The 23,685-nt window shown below is 68.7% G+C and carries 23 protein-coding genes and 1 tRNA gene; 9 read left to right on the top strand and 15 right to left on the bottom strand.

From position 1 onward, the window contains the following. Window positions 1-3: 3 nt before the first annotated feature. From murA to JNB50_RS17345, 5 genes are all read right to left on the bottom strand, one after another. Window positions 4-1,374, bottom strand: a complete 1,371-nt coding sequence (gene murA, locus JNB50_RS17365; protein WP_208041425.1) for a UDP-N-acetylglucosamine 1-carboxyvinyltransferase — start codon at window positions 1,372-1,374, stop codon at window positions 4-6. Beyond that, window positions 1,371-1,970, bottom strand: coding sequence for a 3-isopropylmalate dehydratase small subunit (gene leuD, locus JNB50_RS17360; RefSeq protein WP_208041424.1), 600 nt, complete (start codon window positions 1,968-1,970; stop codon window positions 1,371-1,373). Before leuD ends, murA begins: the two co-directional genes overlap by 4 nt. Beyond that, a complete protein-coding gene (gene leuC, locus JNB50_RS17355) occupies window positions 1,970-3,481 on the bottom strand; it encodes a 3-isopropylmalate dehydratase large subunit (RefSeq protein ID WP_208041423.1) in 1,512 nt (503 codons plus the stop codon). Before leuC ends, leuD begins: the two co-directional genes overlap by 1 nt. A gap of 200 nt (window positions 3,482-3,681) precedes the next feature. After that, window positions 3,682-4,413, bottom strand: a complete 732-nt coding sequence (locus JNB50_RS17350; RefSeq protein WP_208041422.1) for a PP2C family serine/threonine-protein phosphatase — start codon at window positions 4,411-4,413, stop codon at window positions 3,682-3,684. Next, on the bottom strand, window positions 4,410-5,516 hold the full coding sequence (locus tag JNB50_RS17345) for a TerC family protein (RefSeq protein ID WP_208041421.1): 1,107 nt from the start codon (window positions 5,514-5,516) through the stop codon (window positions 4,410-4,412). Before JNB50_RS17345 ends, JNB50_RS17350 begins: the two co-directional genes overlap by 4 nt. A 183-nt stretch (window positions 5,517-5,699) precedes the next feature. On the opposite strand from JNB50_RS17345, the gene JNB50_RS17340 reads away from it, so the two are divergent. Beyond that, window positions 5,700-5,912, top strand: coding sequence for a KTSC domain-containing protein (locus tag JNB50_RS17340; RefSeq protein WP_208041420.1), 213 nt, complete (start codon window positions 5,700-5,702; stop codon window positions 5,910-5,912). A 10-nt stretch (window positions 5,913-5,922) separates the two neighbouring features. Here JNB50_RS17340 and JNB50_RS17335 read toward each other — a convergent pair whose 3' ends face one another. After that, window positions 5,923-6,411, bottom strand: coding sequence for a glyoxalase/bleomycin resistance/extradiol dioxygenase family protein (locus JNB50_RS17335; protein WP_208041419.1), 489 nt, complete (start codon window positions 6,409-6,411; stop codon window positions 5,923-5,925). A 74-nt stretch (window positions 6,412-6,485) separates the two neighbouring features. Between JNB50_RS17335 and JNB50_RS17330 the strand changes: the two genes are divergently transcribed. Both JNB50_RS17330 and JNB50_RS17325 read left to right on the top strand, forming a co-directional pair. Continuing rightward, complete coding sequence (locus tag JNB50_RS17330; RefSeq protein ID WP_208041418.1) at window positions 6,486-7,286, top strand: AraC family transcriptional regulator; 801 nt, start codon at window positions 6,486-6,488, stop codon at window positions 7,284-7,286. A 327-nt stretch (window positions 7,287-7,613) separates the two neighbouring features. Then, the gene (locus tag JNB50_RS17325; protein ID WP_208041417.1) at window positions 7,614-8,483 is read left to right on the top strand and encodes a hypothetical protein; all 870 of its coding nucleotides are present in this window, start codon (window positions 7,614-7,616) and stop codon (window positions 8,481-8,483) included. Window positions 8,484-8,970: 487 nt separating this feature from the next. Here JNB50_RS17325 and JNB50_RS17320 read toward each other — a convergent pair whose 3' ends face one another. Together JNB50_RS17320 and JNB50_RS17315 are read right to left on the bottom strand one after the other, a co-directional pair. Further along, window positions 8,971-10,137, bottom strand: coding sequence for a hypothetical protein (locus JNB50_RS17320; protein WP_208041416.1), 1,167 nt, complete (start codon window positions 10,135-10,137; stop codon window positions 8,971-8,973). Window positions 10,138-11,544: 1,407 nt separating this feature from the next. After that, window positions 11,545-11,970: a hypothetical protein gene (locus JNB50_RS17315; protein WP_208041415.1), complete on the bottom strand. Its 426-nt coding sequence runs from the start codon at window positions 11,968-11,970 to the stop codon at window positions 11,545-11,547. 229 nt (window positions 11,971-12,199) lie between these two features. Between JNB50_RS17315 and JNB50_RS17310 the strand changes: the two genes are divergently transcribed. After that, window positions 12,200-12,928, top strand: a complete 729-nt coding sequence (locus JNB50_RS17310; RefSeq protein WP_208041525.1) for a site-specific integrase — start codon at window positions 12,200-12,202, stop codon at window positions 12,926-12,928. Here JNB50_RS17310 and JNB50_RS17305 read toward each other — a convergent pair. Beyond that, a tRNA-Glu gene (locus JNB50_RS17305) sits at window positions 12,888-12,963 on the bottom strand. The two genes, JNB50_RS17310 and JNB50_RS17305, sit on opposite strands and share 41 nt — an antisense overlap. A gap of 93 nt (window positions 12,964-13,056) precedes the next feature. Further along, window positions 13,057-13,971, bottom strand: coding sequence for a diacylglycerol kinase family protein (locus tag JNB50_RS17300; RefSeq protein WP_208041414.1), 915 nt, complete (start codon window positions 13,969-13,971; stop codon window positions 13,057-13,059). A gap of 38 nt (window positions 13,972-14,009) precedes the next feature. On the opposite strand from JNB50_RS17300, the gene JNB50_RS17295 reads away from it, so the two are divergent. Both JNB50_RS17295 and JNB50_RS17290 read left to right on the top strand, forming a co-directional pair. Beyond that, window positions 14,010-14,648: an MBL fold metallo-hydrolase gene (locus tag JNB50_RS17295; protein WP_208041413.1), complete on the top strand. Its 639-nt coding sequence runs from the start codon at window positions 14,010-14,012 to the stop codon at window positions 14,646-14,648. After that, window positions 14,645-16,045 carry a deoxyribodipyrimidine photo-lyase gene (locus tag JNB50_RS17290; RefSeq protein WP_208041412.1) on the top strand — a complete coding sequence of 467 codons (1,401 nt, stop codon included), beginning with the start codon at window positions 14,645-14,647 and terminating at the stop codon, window positions 16,043-16,045. The genes JNB50_RS17295 and JNB50_RS17290 overlap by 4 nt, the downstream gene beginning before the upstream one ends. Here the strand turns inward: JNB50_RS17290 and JNB50_RS17285 are convergent. After that, window positions 16,033-16,296: a hypothetical protein gene (locus tag JNB50_RS17285; protein ID WP_208041411.1), complete on the bottom strand. Its 264-nt coding sequence runs from the start codon at window positions 16,294-16,296 to the stop codon at window positions 16,033-16,035. The two genes, JNB50_RS17290 and JNB50_RS17285, sit on opposite strands and share 13 nt — an antisense overlap. 111 nt (window positions 16,297-16,407) lie before the next feature. On the opposite strand from JNB50_RS17285, the gene JNB50_RS17280 reads away from it, so the two are divergent. Together JNB50_RS17280 and JNB50_RS17275 are read left to right on the top strand one after the other, a co-directional pair. After that, window positions 16,408-16,632, top strand: coding sequence for a hypothetical protein (locus JNB50_RS17280; RefSeq protein WP_208041410.1), 225 nt, complete (start codon window positions 16,408-16,410; stop codon window positions 16,630-16,632). Between the two features lie 64 nt (window positions 16,633-16,696). Next, window positions 16,697-17,491: a nuclease-related domain-containing protein gene (locus JNB50_RS17275; protein WP_243768613.1), complete on the top strand. Its 795-nt coding sequence runs from the start codon at window positions 16,697-16,699 to the stop codon at window positions 17,489-17,491. Window positions 17,492-17,510: 19 nt separating this feature from the next. On the opposite strand, the gene JNB50_RS17270 is transcribed toward JNB50_RS17275, so the two are convergent. Genes JNB50_RS17270 through JNB50_RS17260 form a run of 3 tightly spaced genes read right to left on the bottom strand, consistent with a single transcriptional unit; the run spans window position 17,511 to window position 21,420 of the window. After that, window positions 17,511-18,380 carry a metal-dependent hydrolase gene (locus JNB50_RS17270; protein WP_208041409.1) on the bottom strand — a complete coding sequence of 290 codons (870 nt, stop codon included), beginning with the start codon at window positions 18,378-18,380 and terminating at the stop codon, window positions 17,511-17,513. A 17-nt stretch (window positions 18,381-18,397) separates the two neighbouring features. Beyond that, the gene (locus JNB50_RS25820; RefSeq protein ID WP_208041408.1) at window positions 18,398-20,128 is read right to left on the bottom strand and encodes an ABC transporter permease/substrate binding protein; all 1,731 of its coding nucleotides are present in this window, start codon (window positions 20,126-20,128) and stop codon (window positions 18,398-18,400) included. Next, window positions 20,125-21,420, bottom strand: a complete 1,296-nt coding sequence (locus JNB50_RS17260) for a glycine betaine/L-proline ABC transporter ATP-binding protein (protein ID WP_208041407.1) — start codon at window positions 21,418-21,420, stop codon at window positions 20,125-20,127. Before JNB50_RS17260 ends, JNB50_RS25820 begins: the two co-directional genes overlap by 4 nt. A 362-nt stretch (window positions 21,421-21,782) precedes the next feature. Between JNB50_RS17260 and JNB50_RS17255 the strand changes: the two genes are divergently transcribed. Then, complete coding sequence (locus JNB50_RS17255; RefSeq protein WP_208041406.1) at window positions 21,783-22,751, top strand: Dyp-type peroxidase; 969 nt, start codon at window positions 21,783-21,785, stop codon at window positions 22,749-22,751. On the opposite strand, the gene JNB50_RS17250 is transcribed toward JNB50_RS17255, so the two are convergent. Next, a complete protein-coding gene (locus JNB50_RS17250; RefSeq protein ID WP_243768612.1) occupies window positions 22,661-23,662 on the bottom strand; it encodes a DMT family transporter in 1,002 nt (333 codons plus the stop codon). The two genes, JNB50_RS17255 and JNB50_RS17250, sit on opposite strands and share 91 nt — an antisense overlap. Window positions 23,663-23,685: the final 23 nt, after the last annotated feature.

Raw genomic sequence — 23,685 nt, 5'->3', positions numbered from 1 at the left:
GCATCAGCCCTCGAGGACGAAGTCCGCTCCGAGCAGCTGCAGCTTGGTGATGAACCTCTCGTACCCGCGGCTGATGATGCCGACGTTGCTGACGGTGGAGCGTCCCTCCGCGGTCAGGGCCGCGATGAGGTGGCTGAACCCGCCGCGCAGGTCGGGGATCTCGATGTCGGCGCCCTTCAGGTCGGTCGGACCCATGATCACCGCGGAGTGGTTGAAGTTGCGCTGGCCGAACCGGCACGCGTGGCCGCCGAGGCACTCCTTGTGCACCTGGATCTTCGCGCCCATGTCGATGAGCGCGTCGACGAAGCCGAAACGCTGCTCGTACACGGTCTCGTGCACGATGGACACGCCGTTCGCCTTGGCGAGGGCGACCACCAGCGGCTGCTGCCAGTCGGTCATGAAGCCCGGGTGGACGTCGGTCTCGATGACGACCGGCTTGAGCTCGCCGCCCGGGTGGAAGAAGCGGATGCCGTCGTCGTGGATCTCGAACGCGCCTCCGACCTTGCGGAACACGTTGAGGAACGTGAGCATCTCGGGCTGGCGTGCGCCGCCGACGTAGATGTCGCCGCCCGTCGCGAGGGCCGCGGCCGCCCAGCTGGCGGCCTCGTTGCGGTCGAACAGCGCGGTGTGGCTGTAGCCGACCAGCTTGTCGACGCCCTCGATGCGGATCACCCGGTCGGTGTCGACCGAGATGATCGCGCCCATCTTCTGGAGCACGTTGATGAGATCCATGATCTCCGGCTCGATCGCCGCACCCTTGAGCTCGGTGATCCCCTCGGCGCGGACGGCCGTGAGCAGGACCTGCTCGGTCGCCCCGACGCTCGGGTACGGAAGCTCGAGCTTGGCGCCGTGCAGCCCCTCCGGAGCCGACATCCGGATGCCGCTCGGGAGCTTGTCGACGACGGCGCCGAACTTACGGAGCACCTCGAGGTGGTAATCGATCGGGCGGTCGCCGATACGGCAGCCGCCGAGGTCGGGGATGAATGCCTCGCCCAGCCGGTGCAGCAGCGGGCCGCAGAACAGGATCGGGATGCGGCTCGAACCCGCGTGCGCGTCGATGTCGGCCATGTGCGCCGACTCCACCGCGCTCGGGTCGAGCAGCAGCTCGCCCTCCTCCGCGCCGTCTGTCACCTTGACGCCGTGCACCTCGAGGAGGCCACGGACGACCCGGACATCGCTGATGTCCGGGACGTTCCGCAGCACGCTCGGGCCTTCGCCCAGGAGGGCGGCGACCATGGCCTTCGTGACGAAGTTCTTGGCGCCGCGCACCTCGATGCGGCCCCGCAGGGGGATTCCGCCGTTGATGGTGATGCGGTCGGCCGTGAGGCCGACGTGAGCGCCGGCCGCCTGAGCGTCCTGAAGAAGAGAGTTCAAAGTTTCACCGGGAGGGTCTTGGGCCGCCAGCTTGCACGGGCGGCTTCGAATTCGGAGATGCGCGCCTCGTCGCGCAGGGTCAGAGCGATGTCGTCCAACCCTTCGAGCAAACGCCAGCGAGTGTAGTCGTCGATCTCGAAAGAGACCTCCACTTCGCCGACGGTCGCAGTCTTGGCAACCAGATCCACCGTCGCCGCTATTCCCGGGCTGGCTTCGATGGCCGCCCAGAGACGCTCGGCGTCCTCTTCGGAGATGATTCCTGTGAGAAGGCCCTGCTTTCCCGAGTTGCCCCGGAAGATGTCGGCGAACCGCGGGCTCAACACGACCCGGAAGCCGTAGTCGCGCAAGGCCCAGACGGCGTGCTCCCGGGAGGACCCTGTACCGAAGTCCGGCCCGGCGACGAGGACGCTCGCGCCCTGGTACGCCTCCTGGTTCAGGATGAACTCCGGGTCCTTGCGCCACTCGTGGAACAGCGCGTCGTCGAACCCGGTCTTGGTCACGCGCTTGAGGAACACAGCGGGGATGATCTGGTCGGTGTCGACGTTGGAGCGGCGGAAGGGAACGGCCACGCCCGTGACGGTCTCGAACTTCTCCATCAGGCGCCCACCTTCTCTCCCGTGCGGCCCGCGCCGTCCGGACTGTCCGCATCGTCGTGCTCGAGGTCCCACGGGCTCGACAGCGTGCCGCGGATCGCCGTGGCGGCCGCGACGAGCGGCGACACCAGGTGCGTGCGTCCGCCCTTGCCCTGCCTGCCCTCGAAGTTGCGGTTCGAGGTGGAGGCGCAACGCTCCCCCGGCGCGAGCTGGTCGGGGTTCATGCCCAGGCACATCGAGCAGCCGGCGAACCGCCACTCGGCTCCGAACTCCTCGACGATCTTGTCGATGCCCTCGGCCTCGGCCTCGATGCGCACGCGCGCGCTGCCGGGGACGACCATCACGCGCACGCCGTCGGCCTTCTTCTGCCCCTTGATGACGGAGGCGAAGGCGCGGAGGTCCTCGATGCGGCTGTTGGTGCACGAGCCCATGAACACGGCGTCGACCGGGATGCTCTTCATCGGCGTTCCCGGCGTCAGGTCCATGTACTCCAGCGCGCGCTCGGCGGCGGCGCGGGCGTTCGGCTCCTCGATCGCCGCGGGGTCGGGCACGGCCTGGCTGAGCGAGACGCCCTGACCGGGGTTGGTGCCCCAGGTGACGAACGGCTCGATCTCGTCGGCGTCGAGGTAGACCTCAGCGTCGAAGACCGCGTCGTCGTCGGTCGCCAGCGTGTTCCAGTAGGCGACGGCGTCGTCCCAGTCGGCGCCCTCCGGCGCGTGCGGGCGGCCCTTCAGGTAGGCGTAGGTGGTCTCGTCCGGCGCGACCATGCCGGCGCGGGCACCCGCCTCGATCGACATGTTGCAGATCGTCATCCGGCCCTCCATCGAGAGGGAGCGGATGGCGCTGCCGCGGTACTCGAGCACGTAGCCCTGCCCGCCGCCGGTGCCGATCTTCGCGATGACCGCCAGAATGATGTCTTTGGCGGTCACGCCGGGGCGCAGCTCGCCCTCGACCGTGATGGCCATGGTCTTGAACGCCTTCAACGGCAGCGTCTGCGTGGCGAGCACGTGCTCCACCTCGCTCGTGCCGATGCCGAACGCCATGGCGCCGAACGCGCCGTGCGTCGAGGTGTGCGAGTCGCCGCAGACGACCGTGATGCCCGGCATGGTGAGGCCGAGCTGCGGGCCTACGACGTGGACGATGCCCTGCTCGACGTCGCCCAGCGAGTGCAGGCGCACGCCGAACTCCTCGGCGTTCCTGCGCAGCGTCTCGATCTGCGTGCGGCTGGTGAGGTCGGCGATCGGCTTGTCGATGCCGATGGTCGGCGTGTTGTGGTCCTCCGTCGCGATGGTGAGGTCGGGGCGGCGTACCGGCCGGCCGGCCATCCGCAGGCCGTCGAACGCCTGCGGGCTGGTGACCTCGTGGACCAGGTGGAGGTCGATGTAGATCAGGTCGGGGCTGCCGTCTTCGCCCTTCACGACCAGGTGGTCGCGCCAGACCTTCTCCGCCAGCGTCAGCGGCGTGGTCTGAGACTGCGGGGCCGGCGACTCCGACCCGGGGAACTGCGTCGTCATCTCGGTGTACTCCTTGAGCTTTCGTTTACGGATCAGCCGTCGACGGACTCCGCGGCGAGGGTGGCCGTCATCCCGAACAGATACGGGAACTAGGACTCGCCGCGGCGGCTAAGGAGGAGAAGACCCGCGAACACGGATTCAGGTTATCACCCGGCCGGACGCCGAACTTGCAGGCGCACCGCCGTCGTGGGGACCGCGCGTCATCCCCGGGGGCGGACGAACAGCACCGTGACGTTGTCGTGGCCGCCCGCGGCGACGGCGGCCTCGACGAGGACGGCAGCGGGGTCGTCCGGGTCGCCTGCGAGGACCTCCGCGATCGTCTCGTCGCTCAACTCCCTGGTCAGCCCGTCAGAGCAGATCAGGAAGGCGGGAACCGCGTCGCCCGGCACGAACACGCTGTCGGCGTCGACGAAGTCCTCGGCGCCGAGAGCACGAGTGATGACGTTGCGCTCCGGATGCTTCTCCGCCTGCTCCGGGGTGATCAGACCGGCGTCGATGAGCTCCTGCACCGCCGAGTGGTCGACGGTCAGGCGCTCGAGGCTGCGCCCGTCCCACGCGTAGACGCGCGAGTCGCCGACGTTGACGACCATCCACTCCTCCGCCGCCCGCTCGGGCACGCGCACCCGGACCACGCCGGTGAGGGTGGTGCCGGCGACCGCGGCGCCGGTCTCCTCCGCGTCGGAGAGCGCGCGCACGGCGGCGTTCGCCTCGTCGATCGCGGTGATCACCTCGTCGGGAGTCGGCGCGGTGCCGGCGGCGAGGGTGCGCGATAGGCTCTCCACCGCTGTCCGGCTGGCGACGTCCCCGCGAGCGTGGCCGCCCATTCCGTCCGCCACGACGAAGACCGGGTCCTGGGCGAGGTAGCTGTCTTCGTTGACCTGGCGCACCGCACCGATATCGCTGCGGGCGCTCACGTCGACGGAAGAAGTCATGTGCGGGGGTCCTCCGTGCCGGGGTCGCTCGGTGCAGTCGTGTCGGGAGTGGACTGGGCCGGAGCGGCCTCGATGGTCGTATCGTCCTCCGCGGCCTCGTCATCCCCGTGGATGGCGTCGCCGACGGTGCTGCCGCTGATGCGCAGCTTCACCAGACTAGCGACCGTCGCGACCACCATGGCGCCCACGATCACGGCGAGGGAGGTCCAGGTGCTGATGTCGGGCGCCCATTCGATGTGCTCGCCGCCGTTGATGAAGGGCAGTTCGTTCTCGTGCATCGCGTGGAAGACGAGCTTGACGCCGATGAAGGCGAGGATGAAGGCGATCCCGTACTTGAGGTAGACGAGCTTCTCGAGCAGGTGGCCGAGCAGGAAGTAGAGCTGCCGCAGTCCCATCAGCGCGAAGACGTTCGCCGTGAAGACGATGAACGGGCTCTGGGTGATGCCGAAGATCGCGGGGATCGAGTCGAGAGCGAACAGCAGGTCGGTCGTGCCGAGGGCGAGGAAGACGATGATCAGCGGCGTGAACATCCGCCGGCCGTTCACCGTGGTGCGCAGCTTGTTGCCCTCGTACTGATCGGAGACCTTGAGCCGCTTGCGCGCGAAGCGGATGAGCCGGCTGTCCTTGGCACCCTCGTCGTCGTGGTCGCCGAACGCCTGGTTGAAGGCCGTCCAGAGCAGGAAAGCGCCGAAGAGGTAGAAGATCCAGCTGAAGCTGGCGATCAGGCTCGCGCCGAGCAGGATGAACACGCCGCGGAAGATCAGCGCGAGGATGATGCCCACCATGAGCACTTCCTGCTGGTACTTCCTGGGCACCGCGAACCTGCTCATGATGATCACGAAGACGAACAGGTTGTCGATGCTCAGGCTGTACTCGGTGAGCCAGCCGGCGAGGAACTGCCCCGCGTGCTCCGCGTCGCCGATGACGAGCATCAGCAGCGCGAAGATCAGCGCGAGCGCGATGTAGAACGACACCCAGAGCGCCGATTCCTTCGGGCTCGGGATGTGCGGACGCTTGAAGACGATGAGCAGGTCGAACGCGAGGACGAGCAGGAGGACGACGAAGCTGCCGACCTCGAACCAGAGGGGAAGGGCGAGTTCCAACGGAGAGAACCTTTCGAAGGGGTGCACGACGGACCCGAAAGTCTCTCCCACACTCTTCGGTGCCGCTGTGCCCGGGCCCAGACGGACCGTGATGACGTTCACAGCGCGGAACCGTTCGGCTCCTTCGGGATACTCCCCTTCGCAGACCTCCATTCTACCGGGTCGGGGTGTATGGTCCGGCCCATGCGACGCGTGAGATTCGACAGCACCGCGATCGTGTCGGCCGGGTACGAGCCGGAGACCGCGGTGCTGGAGATCGAATTCGCCGGCGGCGGCGTCTACCGCTACCGGCTGGTGCCGCCGCACGTCTGGCGGGAACTGGCGGACGCGGAGTCCGCAGGGCGCTACTTCGCCGAGCGGATCCGCGACCGGTATCCGGAGGAGTGGCTGCCGTGACGGCCGCGGCTCACCCCAGCGTCGCCGCCCACTCGGCGACGCGACGGGCACTCTCCTCCTCGGAGAGGTCCTCGACGCGGGTCATGATCGACCAGCGGATGCCGTACGGATCGCGGATGCTGGCGTACCGGTCGCCGGAGACGAAGTCCGCGACGGGCTCGCGGACGGTCGCTCCCGCGGCCTCGGCCGCTGCGACCACCGCATCCACGTCGGGCACATAGAGGCCGAGCGAGTAGCAGTCGTCGTCGCCCGCGGGCGGAGCGACGAGGTGGTAGTCGGGGATCGGCTCGCCCAGCTGGAGCAGTCCGTGCCCGAAGTCGAGGACGGCGTGGGCCACCAGACCGCCCTGCTCCGTCACGTCCACCACGCGGGCACCGAACACGTCGCGGTAGAAGCCGATGGCGTCGCGGGCGTTCGGGATCACGAGGAACGGGGTGATGCTGCTGGCGCCCATCGGGGTGCCGTGGTCGGTGTACTCGCCGTGTGCTGCTGTCGTCATGGGCCGAATCTACGGACCTGTCCGGGAGCCCGGCTTGAAGATTCGCGCCAGGTGGGGGCGGATAGGGTGAACGCGTGACCGTCGATCCCCCTTCGACACGCGGAGTGCTCTATCCGGCGCGGCTGCCGACCTTCCATCGCGAGCCAGTGGCGGGCGACTTCGCGGTGTTCGTGCGCTGGTTCTGGATTCCGGAGTGGGACATCGAACCGGGTCGCGCCTCCCGCCAACACGTCGTGGGCTTCCCGGCGTGCAATCTCGTGGTCGAGGGCGGCACGGTGGCGATCTCCGGCCCGACCACCCGCGCGTCGTACCGCGACCTGTCGGGCACGGGCTGGGCGGTCGGCGCGCTGCTGCGCCCCGCGGCCGTTCCGGAGCTGGTCGGCGACGCGACAGCTCTCCGTGACGACTATCGACGGGTCGACCATCCCGAGCTGGCCGCGGTCGTCCGTGCGGCGATGGAGAGCGGCGCGGCTCCCGGGCAGCGTCGTGTCGCCGCGATCTCGGCCTTCACCGCCTGGCTGCGGGAGCGGCTGGGCGAGCCGACCGACGAGGGGGTCCTCGCGAACCGCATGGTCGAGCTCGTCGAGGCCGATCCGGCGCTGCTGACCGTCCCCGACCTCGCCGCTCGCCTCCACGTGTCCACGCGGACGCTGCAACGCCTGGCGGCCACCCACGTCGGCCTTCCGCCCGCCGCCCTGATCCGGCGCAGGCGACTGCAGGAGGCGGCGGAACAGCTCCGGGCCGATCCGAGCCTCGATCTGACCGCACTCGCACACGAGCTGGGCTACGCCGACCACGCACACCTAACGAACGATTTCCGCGCGACGCTCGGTTTCACCCCGAGCACGTACCGGCGTACGCAGTCCGCGGGCTGAGCCGGCGACCCCGCCGTCTCCTCAGTGCACCCGCGCGGGTCCCGCTTTTGCGCGGGCGTGGCGCGCACGAGTTCAGGCAATCCTCCCGTTCCGGCAAACTGCATGACGTAGGTTGCGCCGGGCCGCAGCTGTGAGAGAAGCCTCTCGGCCTGCCGAAGGTCGACGACTCCATCACCACGGCCCCCTCCTGACCCGGTGCGCGCTGCACGCGATGTCGCTCCGCAGTGTCACGCAGAGGCCGGCAATCGTGATCGGCGCCTCTCGGCCGGCAACACCCCACGGGACGTGGCAGACAGAGCCGCCGACGACCGTCACTACACTGACGGCATGGGCGATGCGGGCGCACTGGCGCTCCTTCTGGAGGATGTCGGCTGGCACCAGCGTCGTGCACGGTGCCTGACCGTCGCCGCGTTCACGAGCCTCGGCGTCGGCGTCTTCCCGCTGATCCGGTTGGCCGTCGGACTGCGTTCTTCCCCGACGGAGCAGGATCCATGGGGTCCCCTCGACGCGTTCGTGATCCTCGCGGGCATCCTGCTGTGGGCGGGTGCGATCGCAGGGTTCTCCGCAGCCCGGCGTCACGCCCGGGTCGCGGCCGCCTTGGCGGTTCGGCAGCTTGTCGACGAGCAGGGCGCCAGGGTGCGTCTCGGGCGAGCGGCGGGTGAGGCGGCGAGCCCGGCCCGCCTCCGACGCTTGGTGGAGCGCCGCGGATGGCGTGTGATCCCCGTCGACGAGCTGGACGAGCGCAATCGGCTCGCGCAACTGTTCATCGCCGCCCGCAATCGGCCGGGCACCCGTCGGGAACGCATCGATCGGTTCGGCCCCGCCGTCGCGTCGCGATATGCCCGCGTCGTGATCGTGCGGAACGTCGTCCTCGGCGTGCTGATCGCGGTGTGTGCCGCCGCGGGAATCGTCGGCGTGGCCGCGCTCGTTGCGCCGGGACCATCGACGCACACGATGGTGACGACCGCCGTCGTGACCCTCTTCACTGTGATGCTGCTGTCCCCGATCGTGGGCGTGCTGCTGCGACGAAGCCCTGTCGGCCTACTTCATCTGGCGGACACCCTGCTTCCGCAGCTACTCCCCCGCGACGCTGCCATCACCCGGATGCAGGTTGCGGCAATGCTCAGAAAGCCTCGGCTTTACGACGTGTGGCACGGCCTGCACAGCGTGGATGCTAGTGGGGTGGCGCCCGGGTAAGAAAAAAGCCCGCTTCCCTTGAAATTCAAGGGAAGCGGGCGATGGTGACCCCAGCGGGATTTGAACCCGCGTTACCGCCGTGAGAGGGCGTCAGGCACGACGAGACTTTGGGCACAGGAGCCCGCGATCCCAGTGAATTAGCGGGATCCGCGATCACGGTAAATCACGCAAACGATACGAATCCTCGCTCGGTTGTTGCCATTTTGTTGCCACATCGCCAGGAGTGCCGCGTGGGGCCTGCCCCCGAATGCCCTCTTGATCCGACAGACCCACAGCTAGTGATTGCTTCCTGAGCGTCCGGGTCAAGGGCGCCGCGCGTCGCTTCGCGATGCAGCAAAGCTGCACCCTTGAGGCGGATGCTCAGGGAGCAACGCTGCTGTGCGCGGGAAGTGCGACCGTTGGTCTCACGCTGAGCCCGAGGCCAACCGGGCTTGAGCACTGCATGAGATGTCCAATTACGTGCCCGACCGTTCGACAGCACGGCACCCTACGAGGTCGACTTCCGACGCAGGGTGAGGGGTTCGTCGGGATCGAATTCCGAGTCGAACTCGATGTTGTTGCCCGGTTCCAGCTGGCCCCCGCCGCCGAGGATTCGCAGACCACCGACTACCTCGTTTACACTCGCCGCCCAACGGATGGCCATCTGTCGAGGCGTGGCGGTGAGGCCCGCCTCGCCGCACCAGGCGATAGCAGCGATGAGGTCGGTCGCAATCTCATCGTGGTCGCGGCCCGCGCGGAGCCGCGCGTGCCGCAGGCGTTCACCCGACATCTCGATGCGCTCCCACGCCGGCTCTGGCGCGGGGTTGATCAGAAGCAGTTGTTCGCCACCGCGCCGTTCGATCAGCAGCAGTCCAAGTTCCAGCACGGCGTCGATCGCGTCCCCCACCGTTACCGTGAAGTGTCGGCCGGTCAGTGAGGCGAGGACGTCCGGTTCCTCGTGACGCACGGGCGCGTATCCAAGCCATCGCGATTCGGAGTCCAGGCCACCCTTCTTGCCGGGCCGCATGTGCCCTACCATTAACGCCGCCAGTTCCGATCGCGGAACCGGACCTCCCGCAGACCAGAGCGCCTGCTCGAGCGTTCCGAACGCGCTTTGGAACAGCAGATCACTCCACCCCGTGCTGCGCAGGTTGCGCAGCACAGCGTTCCAGAGGTTCGTCGGTAAGGATCTCAGTCCCCCGTCGCCCGCGTTTCTCCGAGGCCCGCCAACGAGCGGATCGGCGTCGTCAGAGGGGTAGAGGCGCAGCAACCATTGCTCGGGCGGCAGCGTATCGACGTCGACGGGCGAGCCGTAATGGTACCGGTGACGCCCGTTTGCGTACACCTGCACCCGAGACTGCCCTAGACCATCGATCTCGAGCGACGTTTCGCCCGGATCGAAGCCGGCGATCACGAGCGGGCCGGCCCCGGGGACCTCCAAGAAGGGCATGTCGTCGAGGTCCTCCCACCCGTCAAGGGTCGGCGGCCGGGAGTCCCAACGCTCCACCCGGACGCTTACACGAGAGTTCTTGTTCCCAGGACCGAGACTGATTACCCCTGATGCCGTCGTCGCGAAGGAGAAGCCGAGGACATCGTCCCGTTCGGGCTGACTCACCCGGAGAATCGCGAAGTCCGTGGTGAGCTCGGTCTGGGCGAAGGCAACGAGGCGGGGCACCTCGCCAACGCTAGCGGTGACCAACGCGGCATCGGGATGCCCTGTCCGGGGGCCGCCTCACGCGCGCTGCGAGCGGGAGGTCGCACGCGACCGGCGGACAGCGAATCGCGGTGCCCTCATGAGGGTCGACCAGGCCTCGGCATCGGAACGAAGGGGCAACAGACAACGCGAGGGAAACGAGACGAGACCTGACATGAGAGGGACAGACGGAGGGAAGGAAGGGATGGAGACACAAGCGAGCGACGAAAGGAGAAAGGGTCCAAGAGCGAATGACACCAAGAGGAACGACACCAAGAGAGAAGTCGATGCACGTAGGCACTTTATGTGGAGCGCTTCACACTGCCCGAAACGACAGGCGTCGCGTGTAAACCGGGTTGCATGCCAAATCGGGGGAATTTGAGTGAGGGCACCGCCCAACTTGCGTCGCAGTTGAGCCCTAATCACCACGCGTTTCATCGCGGGTTACGCCACCCACAGAATCACGATCGAACTCACCCAACCACGGCCCATGCGCTACCGCCGCGAGTACGGTGGACGGCATGACGGATGACGAGTCCGGAACCGAACATGTGGGTCTAGGCACCCCTGCCCCGGTGCTCAAGCTGCCAACGAGACGCCCGTGGTATGTCGCCGCTTCTAGCCTCACTCTTGCGATAGCCCTTGAGGCGATTTGGGCAACGCTGTTCCTGATTCGGCTGCTGACCATCCCGGGTGGCGGACGTATCGGTTGGTTGGAGTGGGCTCTACTTATCCTCAGCGGCGTACTGGCGATCGGGTATATTCCATCTGTCGTATATTTCATTCGCCTCCGATCCCGATAGGTATCCGGGAGCTCGCCCAGCTAGCGGATGCACGCACGCTCGGGGATCGTCGCGGGCTAGCTCAGATGAACTCTGCCGCGATTTGCTACCCATGCTCGGAGCTGTGTGGGGGTGGTTGGCAATCATCGGATCGCTCAGCGTGCGTCTTGCTCCCGATCCGATCGATGAACCTCCGTCGCGAAAACCTATGTAGCGATCGCGCGACGCTGAATAACCTCCGCAGCCACCCATAAGCCTCCGGCGCTGAAGATGACTGCGCCCGCTCCTGGAGCGGCCATCCCCAGCACCCACCCAGGGAGACCGAAGAGGCCGGCGACCAACGGCCGGACAAGCGCAACGCTCGCGCCGACGACCCCAACAAGGAGCGCTGCACGGCGACACCTCCAGAGCGCTGTTTATTCATCGGGCCAACATGCGGCGTTTTCGCCATGCGCAATCGCACGGCGGCCGACGGTGCGCTCAGCCTTGAGAGACAACGTTGGTTGGATGCTGTGAACGGCAAGACGAACGTTGCCGATCGGATTCCAACACGGTGCGACCAGGGAGCAAGGCCTCATAGCGTGCGGGATCCTGGCTGGAAGAAACCCTACGCCGTTGGTCGTTCCGGGTTTGCAATCACGGCCTGTCCGCCCTCGGTGATGTTGAACTGGACGCTGCCACGCCAACGGGGCATCTTCCGTTGGATGGCGCGAAGCATTGCGATCGTTGACGCATCGCTGAAGCCCGTCGTGATCGGCCAGTCGAGGCCTGAACCCACTACATCGCTGACAAATACGATCTCGGCCCCCATCAGGACGCGATGCCAATCCTGGACGGTCATCGCAGCCCGGTGCTCGAGAGCAGAGCGCAGCCGCATGACCTCATCGGAGAAGGTATCCAGTCCGTCGAACCCCATGGCGATGACCAGCGGCAGGGTGGGGCGTGCAGGACCGATCCATTCCAACATCGCGGCCCGCAACATTCGTCGCTCGTCATCGTCAAGCTCGACGCCTACCAGGTAAGAGCTGTCCATAACCGGAATTGTGGCAGACCCGTTTCGCAGATGACTGTTGCCCCTCACTCTCGCCGAGTTGACGGGACACGATCGACGCAGTCGTGTAGCCGGCTCGCACCTGCAAGCGCGTTCCGGTGGCGAGAGAAGACTCTGCTCATGCAGAACGACGTAATCGGTCGACGTGGTGTCGGTGGATCAGTGCATTCTTCGTAGGGGGTGCCATGGGAAGCATTGAGGCGTACGGGCCATCAAGCGCTATCTCACCCACGATCAGGTCGCCGCGCTCGCTCAGGCCGTTGGCGACCGCTCCAAGGGCTCGGAGCACGGCTACGACATCCTCGTGCTCACATTGGCGTACTGCGGGCTGCGCTGGGGAGAATTGGCAGGGCTCCGTGTGCGAGACATCGACTTCGCGCGAAAGCGGCTCACTGTCCAGCAGACCGTCGAGGCCGACAAGGGCTACCAGCGGATCGAGCCGCCCAAAGACTACGAGCACCGCTCCATCCCCATCCCAGCCTTCTTGGTAGACGCGCTCAGGTCGCAGACCAGAGGCCGTAGTGGAGACGATCCCGTGTTCTACGGTAGTCGGACGAAGATCTGGCTGAGGAATCACACCTTCCGAAACGGCTGGTTCGATCCCGCAGCGGCCGCGATCGGGCTCGAGACGCTGACACCTCACGAGCTGCGGCATACAGCGGCGAGCCTCGCCGTGTCCGCCGGCGCCAACGTCAAAGCTGTGCAGCGGATGCTCGGCCACGCCTCGGCCAGCATCACCCTCGATGTCTACGCCGACCTCTTCGAAGATGACCTGGACGCCGTTGCCATCGCCCCGGATGACGCAGCTATGAGATCGAATGTTGCCAAAGTGTTGCCACTTACCCGTTGCCGAGTAAGAAAAAAGCCCGCTTCCCTTGAAATTCAAGGGAAGCGGGCGATGGTGACCCCAGCGGGATTTGAACCCGCGTTACCGCCGTGAGAGGGCGACGTCCTAGGCCGCTAGACGATGGGGCCGTCTTGCAACTCATCGATAATGCCACAGATGACGGTCTACCTCCAAAACGAGCGGGTCATCCCGGGAGTGTCGCGGGCCGGCTCCGGCGAGGCTCAGGCGAGCACTCGGAGCGCGCCGGGAACGATCGAGACCTCAACGGGGAGCGGGCCGATCCGCTCGCCGTCGGCGTACGCGATCACGCCGTCCGCGTCGATGCGCACGGTGCTCAGCGGGCGGAAGGAGACCTCCTCGAGCCCGGTGTGCTCGCCGCGGAAGACCTTCGGGAAGAGCCGCAGAAATCGGGGACGCGACATCGCCGTCACGACGAAGAGGTCGAACCGGCCGTCGTCGAGTTGTGCGTGCGGCACGATGCGCATCCCGCCGCCCAGGGAGCGGTTGTTGGCGACGGAGACCAGCATCGCCTCCGTCGCGAGCTGTTCGCCGTCGACCACGATCCGGTAGGGGCGGGCGTGGAGGGTCGCGAGCTCGCGCAGGAGCGCGAAGACGTAGCGGCTGCGGCCGCGCGGGCGCGTCATCAGGTTGGCGCGTTCGTTCACGGTCGCGTCGAATCCGGCCGACAGCACGCAGCCGAACCACGTCGTGAGCTCGGCGTGCAGCTCTCCGTGCCGGACCAGGCCGGCGTCGATGACGCGCGGTCGGCGTTGCAGCGCCGCGAGCAGCAGGTCGATCGCCGCTTCGCTGTCGTCGGTCGGGATGCCGAGGCCGTCGGCGAGGTCGTTGCCCGTGCCGCTCGGCACGATCCCGAGCGGGATCTCGGTCTGGGCGACGATGTTGATGCCGAGGTTCGCCATCCCGTCTCCCCCGACGACCACCAGCGCGTCCGCCCCGGCCGCAACGGCCCGTGCCGTCTCCCGGCGCAGCAGCTCGATGTTGGCCTCGTCCACCGCCACGGCGGTGTGGCCGGCGGCACGGAGTCTCTCGACGACCCGGGGTCCGACATCGCGGCGCCGGCCGAACGACGCCATCGGGTTGACCGCGACGACCACGGTCCGAGGGGAGACTGGCATAGACCACGACTATGACACAGCTGGAGGATGATGAAGCCATGAGACTCACCAAGTTCGAACACGCCGCCCTGCTCCTCGAACATTCCGGCAAGAAACTGTTCCTGGATCCCGGATCGTTCACCTCCCCCCTGACCGACACGGCCGAAACGGCCGCCGTGGTGATCACCCACGAGCACGCCGACCACTGGACGCCGGAGCAGCTGAAGCGCGTCCTCGAGCTGAACCCCGACGTGCCGATCTTCGCGCCGGAGGGCGTGGCCCGCGCAGCCGCCGACTTCGACATCACCGTCGTGCACGCAGGCGACACGGTGGAGGCGGGCCCGTTCACCCTCCGTTTCTTCGGCGGGAGGCACGCTGTCATCCACGAGAGCATCCCCGTCGTCGACAACCTCGGCGTGCTGATCAACGACGAGCTGTACTACGCGGGCGACTCGTTCGTCATCCCGGAGGGTGTGGAGGTCGACGTGCTGGCCGTCCCGGCCGGGGCGCCGTGGCTGAAGATCGCCGAGACGATCGACTACGTGCTCGCGACCAAGCCGAAGCGCAGCTTCCCCACGCACGAGATGGTGCTCTCGCGCGCAGGCAAGGACATGTCGAACGCCCGCATCGGCTGGGCGACCGAGCAGGGCGGCGGGGAGTTCTTCGCGCTCGAGCCCGGCGACACGCTCGATCTGTGAGCGACCGCGCCGCGAGCGACGGCCGGCCCGCGGTCGTCTGGTTCCGCGACGACCTGCGGGTCGGCGACAATCCCGCCCTCGACGCCGCTGTGCGCAGCGGCAGGCCGGTGGTGTGCGTCTACCTCTGGGACGACGTCTCCCCCGGCCTGCGGCCGCCGGGCGGCGCCTCCCGCTGGTGGCTGCATCACAGCCTCCTCGCCCTCGACGCGGAGCTCCGCGACCGCGGGTCCCGGCTGCTCGTGCGTCGCGGCGCGGCCGAGACCGAGCTGGCGGCTCTCGTCGCCGAACTCGACGCCGCCGCGCTGTTCTGGAACCGCCGCTACGGCGGTGCGGAGCGCGCCGTCGACGCCGCCGTGAAGTCGGCGGCGCGGGAGGCCGGCCTCGACGCGCAGAGCTTCGGTGCGAACCTGCTCTTCGAGCCGTGGACGATCCGCACCGGATCCGGCACGGCCTTCTCGGTCTTCACTCCGTTCTGGCGGGCCTGCCTGTCGGCGCCTACGCCGCGAACGCCTCTGGCGGCGCCCGACGAGCTCCGAGCGGCCCGCCCGCTGGATGGCCTCCGCATCGACGACCTCGGGCTGCTGCCCACGCGACCGGACTGGGCGGAGGGCCTCCGCGACGCGTGGCAGCCGGGAGAGCGTTCCGCGCACGACGACCTGGCGGACTTCGTCCGCGACGACCTCGCGCACTACCGCGAGGACCGCGACGTGCCGGGCGTCGACGCCACCTCGCGGCTGTCACCCCGGCTGCGCTGGGGCGAGCTCAGTCCGCACCAGGTCTGGCACGCCGCCTCCGCCGCGCGCGGGCGCGACCGCGGTATCGCCGACAGCGCCGCCGTCTTCCTGTCCGAGCTCGGCTGGCGCGAGTTCGCCTACCACACCCTCTTCGAGCATCCCGACGTCGCGGCCGTCAACATCCACCGCCAGTACGACGCCTTCCCCTGGCCGCGATTGCACCCCAGCACCCTGCACGCCTGGCAGCGGGGTCGCACCGGCATCCCCCTGGTGGATGCCGGCATGCGCGAACTCTGGACGACGGGCACCATGCACAACCGTGTGCGGATGGTAGCTGCGTCGTTCCTCACCAAGAACCTGCTCATCGACTGGCGGCTCGGCGAGCAGTGGTTCTGGGACACCCTGGTCGACGCCGACCCGGCGAGCAACCCGTTCAACTGGCAGTGGGTCGCCGGCTCCGGGGCAGACGCCGCGCCCTACTTCCGCGTGTTCAACCCCGAGCTCCAGCGCACCAAGTTCGACCCCAACGGCGACTATGTGCGCCGCTGGGTGCCGGAATGGGACGGCGCCGACTACCCGAAGCCCGTCGTCGACCTCGCCGAGACCCGGCGCGCGGCTCTCGCCGCCTACGACACGGTCAGGGCGTCGAATCAGCGCGCGTGATCGGCGAGGATCTGATCCACGTCGATCTGCTGCAGGAGCGCCGGCCAGTCGAGCGAACGCGCGACCTCTGCCAGCTCCTCGTCGGCCAGAACCTTGCCGCTGCGCTCGACGACGATCCCCGAGGGCAGCTTGCGGTTGAGCTCGGCGAGGATGGCGTCGTCCACCGCCTCGGTGTCGAAGTCGGCGCCGACCTGGGCGTAGTAGTCCGACGAGAGGGTGTAAGCGACGATCCCGGCTTCGATGCGGCTCATGTGCGGAATCGTAGTCCTCTCACTCGACGGCGGGCTGCCTATCCGGACATCGTCGTCCGCCGCCCGCCCCTGCCGACCGCCAGCGCCGCGCGGCGGCGTACAGTGCTCGGCATGACGGACCGACACGACGAGCCGCGCGACGCGCACGACCTGGCCGACCGGGTGTCCGAACTCGGCGAGACACCAGAGGACGCCCTCGAGGAGATCACCGCCCGCAACGAGTCGCTCGAAGAGCGGCTCGCGGGTGACGGGCCGAGCCGGGAGGACGACCGCCCGGACGATGCTCACGAGACCCGTGACCTGCCCCGCGCCGAGGGGGCACCCGGCCAGGGGTAGGCGGCGGATTTCGTCCCTCTGTGGGGACTTCAGGGCACGGTTCGCCGTCTTTACGCTGTCAGGGATGGACGACGACGGACGGCGCACGAGGCGCATGCGCGACCGTGCCCCCGGGGCGGCGGTGATGGAGCAGGTGGTGCGGTTGCACACCCAGTCTCCCCCGCGGTCGCCGCTCGCCCGCGCGCTCGGGGCGCGTCCGCTCGGCGCAGAGACCGAGCCGTGGTTCGCCGGCGCTCTCGGCGAGCGCGAGGTCGGCGCCCTCCTGGAGCGTCTCCCCGACGGGTGGAGCGTCTTCCATGCCGTGCCCGTCGGTACCCGCCCGGACGAGAACGGCGCGGTCGCCGACGTGGACCACGTCGTGGTGGGCCCGGCGGGTGTGTTCGTCATCAACACGAAGCACCACCGCGGTCAGCGCGTCTGGGTCGCCGAGCGCGCGGTCATGGTGGCCGGCCAGAAGCAGCCGTACCTGCGCAACTCCGACCTGGAGGCCTCGCGGGTGCGCGGGGTGCTCGCTCAGGCCGGCCTCGTGGCGCCGGTGGCGGCGCTCGTCGTGCTGGTCGGGGCCAAAGAGGTCACGGTGCGGCAGCAGCCGCGGCGCGTACGTGTGCTCCGGTCGGAGGAGCTGCTGCGCTGGTTGACCCGCCGTCCGACCGTGGTGGACGCCGCGACCGTCGCCGCCGTCGCCCGGCTCTTCGACGACCCGGCGACGTGGCGACCGGCCGAGTCGTCTGCGGACACGATCGAGCGTTTCGCCCTCATCGAGCGGGAGGTGCGCACCGCACAGCTGGTGCGCGTCGGCTGGGTGCTCGCCGTCGCCCTGGCCGGCATCGCGGTCGCGCTGCCGTTCCTGCCGCACTAGCGCACGTCGACGACGTCGGTCAGCTGCGCACGGTCGTGCGCATCGTGAGGGAGGACGCCTCGGCGTCGTAGTCGAGGTCGACGTGGATCGCGGAGAGACCGTGCAGCGATCGCAGGTGCGTCCCTCCGCACGGGATCTCGACAGTGCCGTCGGGGAGGCTCGCGCGCCAGCGGCGGCGTTCGCCCAGCCCGTCGCCGTCGCGTTCGATGGAGATTGCCACGTCGTCGGCGGCGGCCACCCACTGCGCGAGCAGCGCGTTCGCGGCCTCGGTCACCCCGGCGAGCGCCGCGGGGAGTTCGGCGGCGGCGAAACCCTTCTTCCTCAGGCTCTTGCCGATGCGGTACTCATCGACCGAGCCGTCGGGGAGGATGCGCGAGGAAGCGATCGCGAGCTGGTCGAAGGCCGGCTTGCCCCTGCCGTCGAGCGGGACCTCCTTGGTCCACAGCGCGGCGAGCGCATCGTCGAGGGCGAGCGACGCCAGGTGGCACGCGGTGTGCCCGGTCGACAGCGCGCGCCGCAGCTCAGGGTCGACCTCCACCTGAGCCGTGACGCCGGGCTCGATTCCGGCGGCATCCTCCACGAGGTGGCAGACCACGAACGCCCAGCCGGGTGTGCCGGTGCGCACCGGGGCGTCGCCCACATGGAGCGTCGTTCCGTCGGTCGCGCCGACCACCGCGCCGACGACGGGCACGGAGCGCCCGTCGACCACGAGGGCGCCCTCGTCGGCGGGCTGGTCCGGCCAGACCGGGTCGACCGCGTGGAACGCCGTGCGGTCGAGGAGCACGGCGGTGCGCCCGTCGTCGAGGGACTGCACGTGCAGCACGGTCCCGATCGAGGCGAGGTCGCCGTCGGGGTAGGTGACGGCGGTGTCGCCGGCGGGGAGGCTCATGCTGCCAGCCTACGGCGCTACCGCGTCAGGCCGTCCACGTACGAGGCGTGCTCGTCCATCCACTTCGCCACGATGCGGTCGTACTGCCCAGAGTCCGCGCCGCTGTTGAACATCGCGTTCTCGAGCGAGTAGAGCAGGTCGGAGCTCATCCGGAACTTCTTCACCCATTCGGCGATCTGCGGCTGCCGCTTCGGGAAGTCCGTGCTCGCGATCGAGTGGATCGACTCGGCCGCGCCTAGTGCGCCCTTCGGGTCCTTCAGGTCCTTCAGGTCGAACTGGTCGTAGGCCCAGTGCGGCCGCCAGAGCGTCACGGCCACGTCGTCGCCCTTCTTCATGGCGCTCGAGAGTTCGGCGAGCATCGCCGGGGTCGAGGAGGTCACGAAGTCGAGCTTCTGCAGGCCGTATCCCGGGATGACCTTCTGCTGCACCGCTTCCGTGAGGCCGGCGCCTGGCTCGATGCCCACCAGGCGGTCGCCGAACGTCGAGGCGTGCGACGCCAGGTCGTCGAGCGAGTCGATCGGGGCGTCCTTGTTGACCGCGATGGTCAGCTTCGCCTCGTCGTTCCAGGCGCCGAGGTCGGTCAGGTTCTTGCCGTACGTCTTCAGATACTGGGCGTGCGTGGTCGGCAGCCAGCCGTCGAACGCGATGTCGTAGTCGCCGGTGCTGAGACCGGCGAAGGCGGGGCCGGCGTCGGCGTACTCGAACCGGACCGTGTAGCCCTCCTTCTCGAGCACGTGCTTCCACAGGTAGGAGGCCGCCTCGCCCTCGGGCCAGCCGTTGAACACGGCGACCTTCACCGTCCCCTTGTCGCCGCCCGCGGTGGAGGCCGCGGTCACGGCCGTTCCACCGATGACCACGAGCAGGCCGGCACCGAGCACGGCCAGTGCCCGCTTCGGCATCCGGAGCCGTGCCCGGCCGGCCGCAGCGGTCAGCCGGTCGAGGATGATCGCCAGGATCACCACAGCGACGCCCGCCTCGAAGCCGAGCCCGACATCCACCCGGCTGAGCGCCTGCACGATGTCACGGCCCAAGCCACCGCCGCCGACCATGCCCGCGATGACGACCATCGAGAGCGACAGCATGATCACCTGGTTGACGCCGGCCAGGATCGATGGCATCGCGAGCGGCAGCTGGATCTGCCGCAGGATGCGCCCGGGCGGCGAACCGAACGCTTTGCCGGCCTCCACCAGCTCGGAGTCGACGCCGCGGATGCCGAGTTCGGTGAGCCGGACGCCCGGTGCCATCGCGAACACGATCGTGGCGACCATGCCGGGCACCACTCCGACCCGGAACAGGATCAGCGCAGGGATCAGATAGACGAACGCGGGCATCGTCTGCATGAAGTCGAGCACCGGCCGGATGATCGCGGAGGCCGTCTTCGAGCGGGCGGCGAGGATGCCGAGCGGCAGGCTCAGCGCCACGGCGATCACGGCGGACACGAGCACCAGGGCGAGCGTGTCCATCGCATTCGACCACTGGTCGATGCCGGCGATGAGCAGCAGGCCGAGGACGGTGCCCGCGCCGAACACCCAGCCGCGCAGCCAGACCCCGAGAATCGCGAAGATCAGGATGACGCCCCAGAACGGCGGTGTCTGCAGCGCCCAGTCCACGCCGTCGTACATACCGGTGAACACCACGCGGATGACGTCGAACAGGCCGCCGAACGTCGTCGTCACGAAGTCGACGACGCTGGTCGCCCACTCCCCCAGCGGGATGACCTTGGTCGTCTCGAGTGCGAAGGCGGTCATGCGAGCACCCCCGCCTCGTCGCCGGCGGTCTCGCGCAGGGCCAGCGTCATCGCGTCGGCGGGCACGGTCGCCGGTGGTTCGACCACGACCGGGATCTCTGTCGTGTCGCTGGTGACGTTGCCGAGCGCGGCCAGAAGTGTCACCCGTGGAATCACCCCGAGCAGGCGGTGGTGCTCGTCGACCACGGCCAAGGGGAGGGCGCTTCCCACGGCCGGCTCGACGAGCTCGCTGAGCACCTCGTCGCGCGACACGGTCGCGATGTCCTCAGTGATCGCCTCGGTGAGGTCGGAACGGCCGTCGCGCACCTGTCGCATCACGTCGCGGTCGCGGACGGCACCGAGCAGCCGGCGCCCCTGCCCCACCACGAAGGCGGCCGAGGTCTGGAGGTCGCGCATGGTCCGCATCGCCGCACGCGGGCCTCCCGCGACCGTCACCAGCGCACGGGCCGGCTCCATCACGCTCGCCGCGGTCAGCACGCGGGCGCGGTCGACGTCTTGCACGAAGCTCGCGACATAGTCAGTGGCCGGGTCGGTGAGGATCTCCTCCGGCGTGCCGGTCTGCACGATCCGGCCGTCGCGCATCACCGCGATGCGGTCGCCGAGGAACATCGCCTCGTTCAGGTCGTGCGTGATGAACACGATGGTCTTGCCGAGCGAGCCCTGCAGCTCGATCAGCTGCTCCTGCATCTCGCGGCGGATCAGCGGATCGAGCGCCGAGAACGCTTCGTCCATCAGCAGCACATCGGTGTCGGCGGCCAGCGCCCGGCCGAGGCCGACGCGCTGCTGCATTCCGCCGGAGAGCTCGGAGGGGAGCTTGTCGCCCCAGCCCTCCAGACCGACCAGCCCGAGGATCTCGGCCGCGCGGGCACGCCGCTCGGCGACCGGCATGCCCTGCACCTCCAGCCCGTAGGCGATGTTGTCCAGCACTGTGCGGTGCGGCAGCAGGGCGAAGTGCTGGAACACCATCGAGATGTGCTTCCTGCGGACCTCCCGCAGCTGCTTCGCGGGCAGCCCGGTGATGGTCGTCCCCATGACCGCGACCTCGCCGGCGGTCGGCTCCAGCAGCCCGTTCAGCAGCCGGATCAGCGTGGACTTGCCCGAGCCGGAGAGTCCCATCACGACGAAGATCTCGCCGCGCCGGACCGTCAGGCCCGCATCGATGACGGCGGCCGTCCCGAGCCCCGTCACCTCGCCTCTCGTGGCGCCGTCGCGCAGGCGGCGCACCGCCTCCTGCGGTTTGCGTCCGAAGACCTTGAAGATGTTCCTCGCCTCGACGGCGATCGTGTCGCTCAACTCTGTACTCCCCGGCGTGCTCGCCCCCGCGAGTCACGCACAGTTGTTGCGCCCGGGCCGGAGGCATGCGGCGACGGCAGCACGACTCGAGCGTGGACCCTCCACGCGAATCGCCATCGCAGGCGCGACCATCGGGGTGCGCCCATGCCAGCCGACCATACGATCCCGCCGGGCCACCTGTGCGGCCACACGGCCCGAGATCGCGGGCTGGTTCACCCGGTGCGCCATGCCGTTCGGCGCCCCGGTCCGCCTTCGACGCTATCAGTGGTTTCGCAGCGATGGCCAATCGAGCGTGTGAGGATCCACAGCAGAGCGGCGGCGCGGTGCTACCGCCCGCAGGGCGGATCCGGCAGAGTGGGCGCATGGCGAACAGCACCGGCGATCACCCCTGGCAGCGTGTCCCGATCGAGCCGCAGAGCGTGGACGCACCGCTCTCGCGCGCAGCGGTCTTCCTCGTCGTCACGGTGGCCGACACACCCGACGCGCTCGCGACAGCGCGCGACGTGATCTCGAGCATCTCCGACCTCGTGAAGACCGTCGGCTTCCGCGACCTGAACGCGCACCTGTCGTGCAACATCGGTATCGGAGCGCAGTTCTGGTCGCGGCTGACCGACGTCGCGCCGCCCGTGGAGCTGCATCCGTTCGCGGAGATCCGCGGCGCCGTGCACACCGCGGTCGCGAGTCCCGGGGACCTGCTGTTCCACATCCGGGCGGAGCGCGGGGACTTCTGCTTCGAGTTCGAGCGGCAGCTGCTCGACCTCCTCGGCGACGCGATCACGGTGCAGGACGAGGTCACCGGCTTCCGATACTTCGACGCCCGCGACCTGCTCGGCTTCGTCGACGGCACCGCCAACCCGACGGGAGGCGACATGGCGGAGGCCGCGATCGTCGGCGACGAGGATCCCGTGCACGCCGGAGGCAGCTACGTCGTCGTGCAGAAGTACCTCCACGACCTCTCGACGTGGAACCGTCTCCCCGTGCCGTCGCAGGAGGACGTCATCGGCCGCACGAAGGTCGAGAACATCGAGCTCGACGATGTCGAACACGGCCAGAAGGCCCACAAGACTCTGGCCACCATCACCGACGACCAGGGCGTCGAGCACGACATCCTGCGCGACAACATGCCCTTCGGACGCCCAGGCCAGGGCGAGTTCGGCACCTACTTCATCGGCTACTCACGCCGGTTGTGGGTGATCGAGAAGATGCTGGAGCGCATGTTCGTCGGCGACCCGGTCGGCAGTCACGACCGCATCCTCGACTTCTCGACGGCCGTGACCGGCACGACGTTCTTCGTGCCGACGCGCGGCTTCCTGGAGGCGCTCGCGGACTGATCCAGGTCGTCGTCACGACGGCGGCGCGCCGTGCCAACTCGTGTCGTTCGACTGCTTCGCGCCGCCTGACCGGCTCTCGAGACCTGGCCGACCCCGATTCCGACGAGCACGATCGCGAGACCGAGGAGCTGTCGCCAGGTGAGTGCCTCCCCGGCGACGAGCGCGCCCAGCGCGACGCCGGTGACCGGGTTGAGCAGCCCCACCAGGCCGACGACGGCGGGGCCGAGGCGGCGCATCCCGGCGAACCAGGCGAGGTAGGCCAGCGCCGTCGCGACCAGCGACACGTAGGAGAACCCCGCGATCGCGGCAGCGTCGAGCGCGGGCGGCGCGCCCTCCACCACCGCCGCGAACGGCAGCACGAGGACGCCGCCGGCGACCAGTTGCCAGGCCGTCGACGACAGCACGTCGACGTCGTTCCATCGGGTCGCAAGCACATAACCGACCGCGGAGAGCAGCATTGCCGCGACCGCGGCCACCAGCCCGAGCGGATCGACCGCAGAGCCTCCCCCGTAGAGCATCACCGCCACTCCCGCGACACCCGCGAGGGCACCCGCCAGCGACAGCGCCCGTGGCCGCTGGCCCAGCAGCATCCAGCCGAATCCCATCAGAGCGAGTGGTGACGTCGCCATCACCGTCGACGCGATGCCGGACGGCAGCAGCCGGGCCACCGCATACACGAGCACGAAGAACCCGCCCGCGTTGAGCGCCCCGAGCACGAACGCGCGCCACCACCACGCCCCGTGCGGGCGCCGGCGGGCGACGGCGAGGAGCAGCAGCCCGGCCGGCAGCGCGCGCAGAACGGCGCCCCACAGCGGTGTGTCGGGAAGCACCGCCCGCGTGACGACGTAGGTCGATCCCCAGGCGACGGGCGCGATCGCGGTGACGGCGATCCAGCGCCATTTATCTTCCATGGAAGCTATGTTAGCTTCCATGG

Origin of the sequence: Leifsonia sp. TF02-11 (genome assembly GCF_017565305.1) — a bacterium.
Taxonomy (GTDB): Bacteria; Actinomycetota; Actinomycetes; order Actinomycetales; family Microbacteriaceae; genus Leifsonia.
The sequence above is the reverse complement of the archived record's forward strand: the minus strand, read 5'-3'. Positions and strand labels throughout refer to the sequence as shown.

Excerpts from the sequence above, each read along its gene's own strand:
- leuD (WP_208041424.1), bottom strand. The coding sequence starts at position 1,970 with ATGGAGAAGTTCGAGACCGTCACGGGCGTGGCCGTTCCCTTCCGCCGC.
- leuC (WP_208041423.1), bottom strand. The coding sequence starts at position 3,481 with ATGACGACGCAGTTCCCCGGGTCGGAGTCGCCGGCCCCGCAGTCTCAG.
- JNB50_RS17350 (WP_208041422.1), bottom strand. The coding sequence starts at position 4,413 with ATGACTTCTTCCGTCGACGTGAGCGCCCGCAGCGATATCGGTGCGGTG.
- JNB50_RS17340 (WP_208041420.1), top strand. The coding sequence starts at position 5,700 with ATGCGACGCGTGAGATTCGACAGCACCGCGATCGTGTCGGCCGGGTAC.
- JNB50_RS17335 (WP_208041419.1), bottom strand. The coding sequence starts at position 6,411 with ATGACGACAGCAGCACACGGCGAGTACACCGACCACGGCACCCCGATG.
- JNB50_RS17325 (WP_208041417.1), top strand. The coding sequence starts at position 7,614 with ATGGGCGATGCGGGCGCACTGGCGCTCCTTCTGGAGGATGTCGGCTGG.
- JNB50_RS17315 (WP_208041415.1), bottom strand. The coding sequence starts at position 11,970 with ATGGACAGCTCTTACCTGGTAGGCGTCGAGCTTGACGATGACGAGCGA.
- JNB50_RS17300 (WP_208041414.1), bottom strand. The coding sequence starts at position 13,971 with ATGCCAGTCTCCCCTCGGACCGTGGTCGTCGCGGTCAACCCGATGGCG.
- JNB50_RS17295 (WP_208041413.1), top strand. The coding sequence starts at position 14,010 with ATGAGACTCACCAAGTTCGAACACGCCGCCCTGCTCCTCGAACATTCC.
- JNB50_RS17285 (WP_208041411.1), bottom strand. The coding sequence starts at position 16,296 with ATGAGCCGCATCGAAGCCGGGATCGTCGCTTACACCCTCTCGTCGGAC.
- JNB50_RS17280 (WP_208041410.1), top strand. The coding sequence starts at position 16,408 with ATGACGGACCGACACGACGAGCCGCGCGACGCGCACGACCTGGCCGAC.
- JNB50_RS17275 (WP_243768613.1), top strand. The coding sequence starts at position 16,697 with ATGGACGACGACGGACGGCGCACGAGGCGCATGCGCGACCGTGCCCCC.
- JNB50_RS17270 (WP_208041409.1), bottom strand. The coding sequence starts at position 18,380 with ATGAGCCTCCCCGCCGGCGACACCGCCGTCACCTACCCCGACGGCGAC.
- JNB50_RS25820 (WP_208041408.1), bottom strand. The coding sequence starts at position 20,128 with ATGACCGCCTTCGCACTCGAGACGACCAAGGTCATCCCGCTGGGGGAG.
- JNB50_RS17255 (WP_208041406.1), top strand. The coding sequence starts at position 21,783 with ATGGCGAACAGCACCGGCGATCACCCCTGGCAGCGTGTCCCGATCGAG.
- JNB50_RS17250 (WP_243768612.1), bottom strand. The coding sequence starts at position 23,662 with ATGGAAGATAAATGGCGCTGGATCGCCGTCACCGCGATCGCGCCCGTC.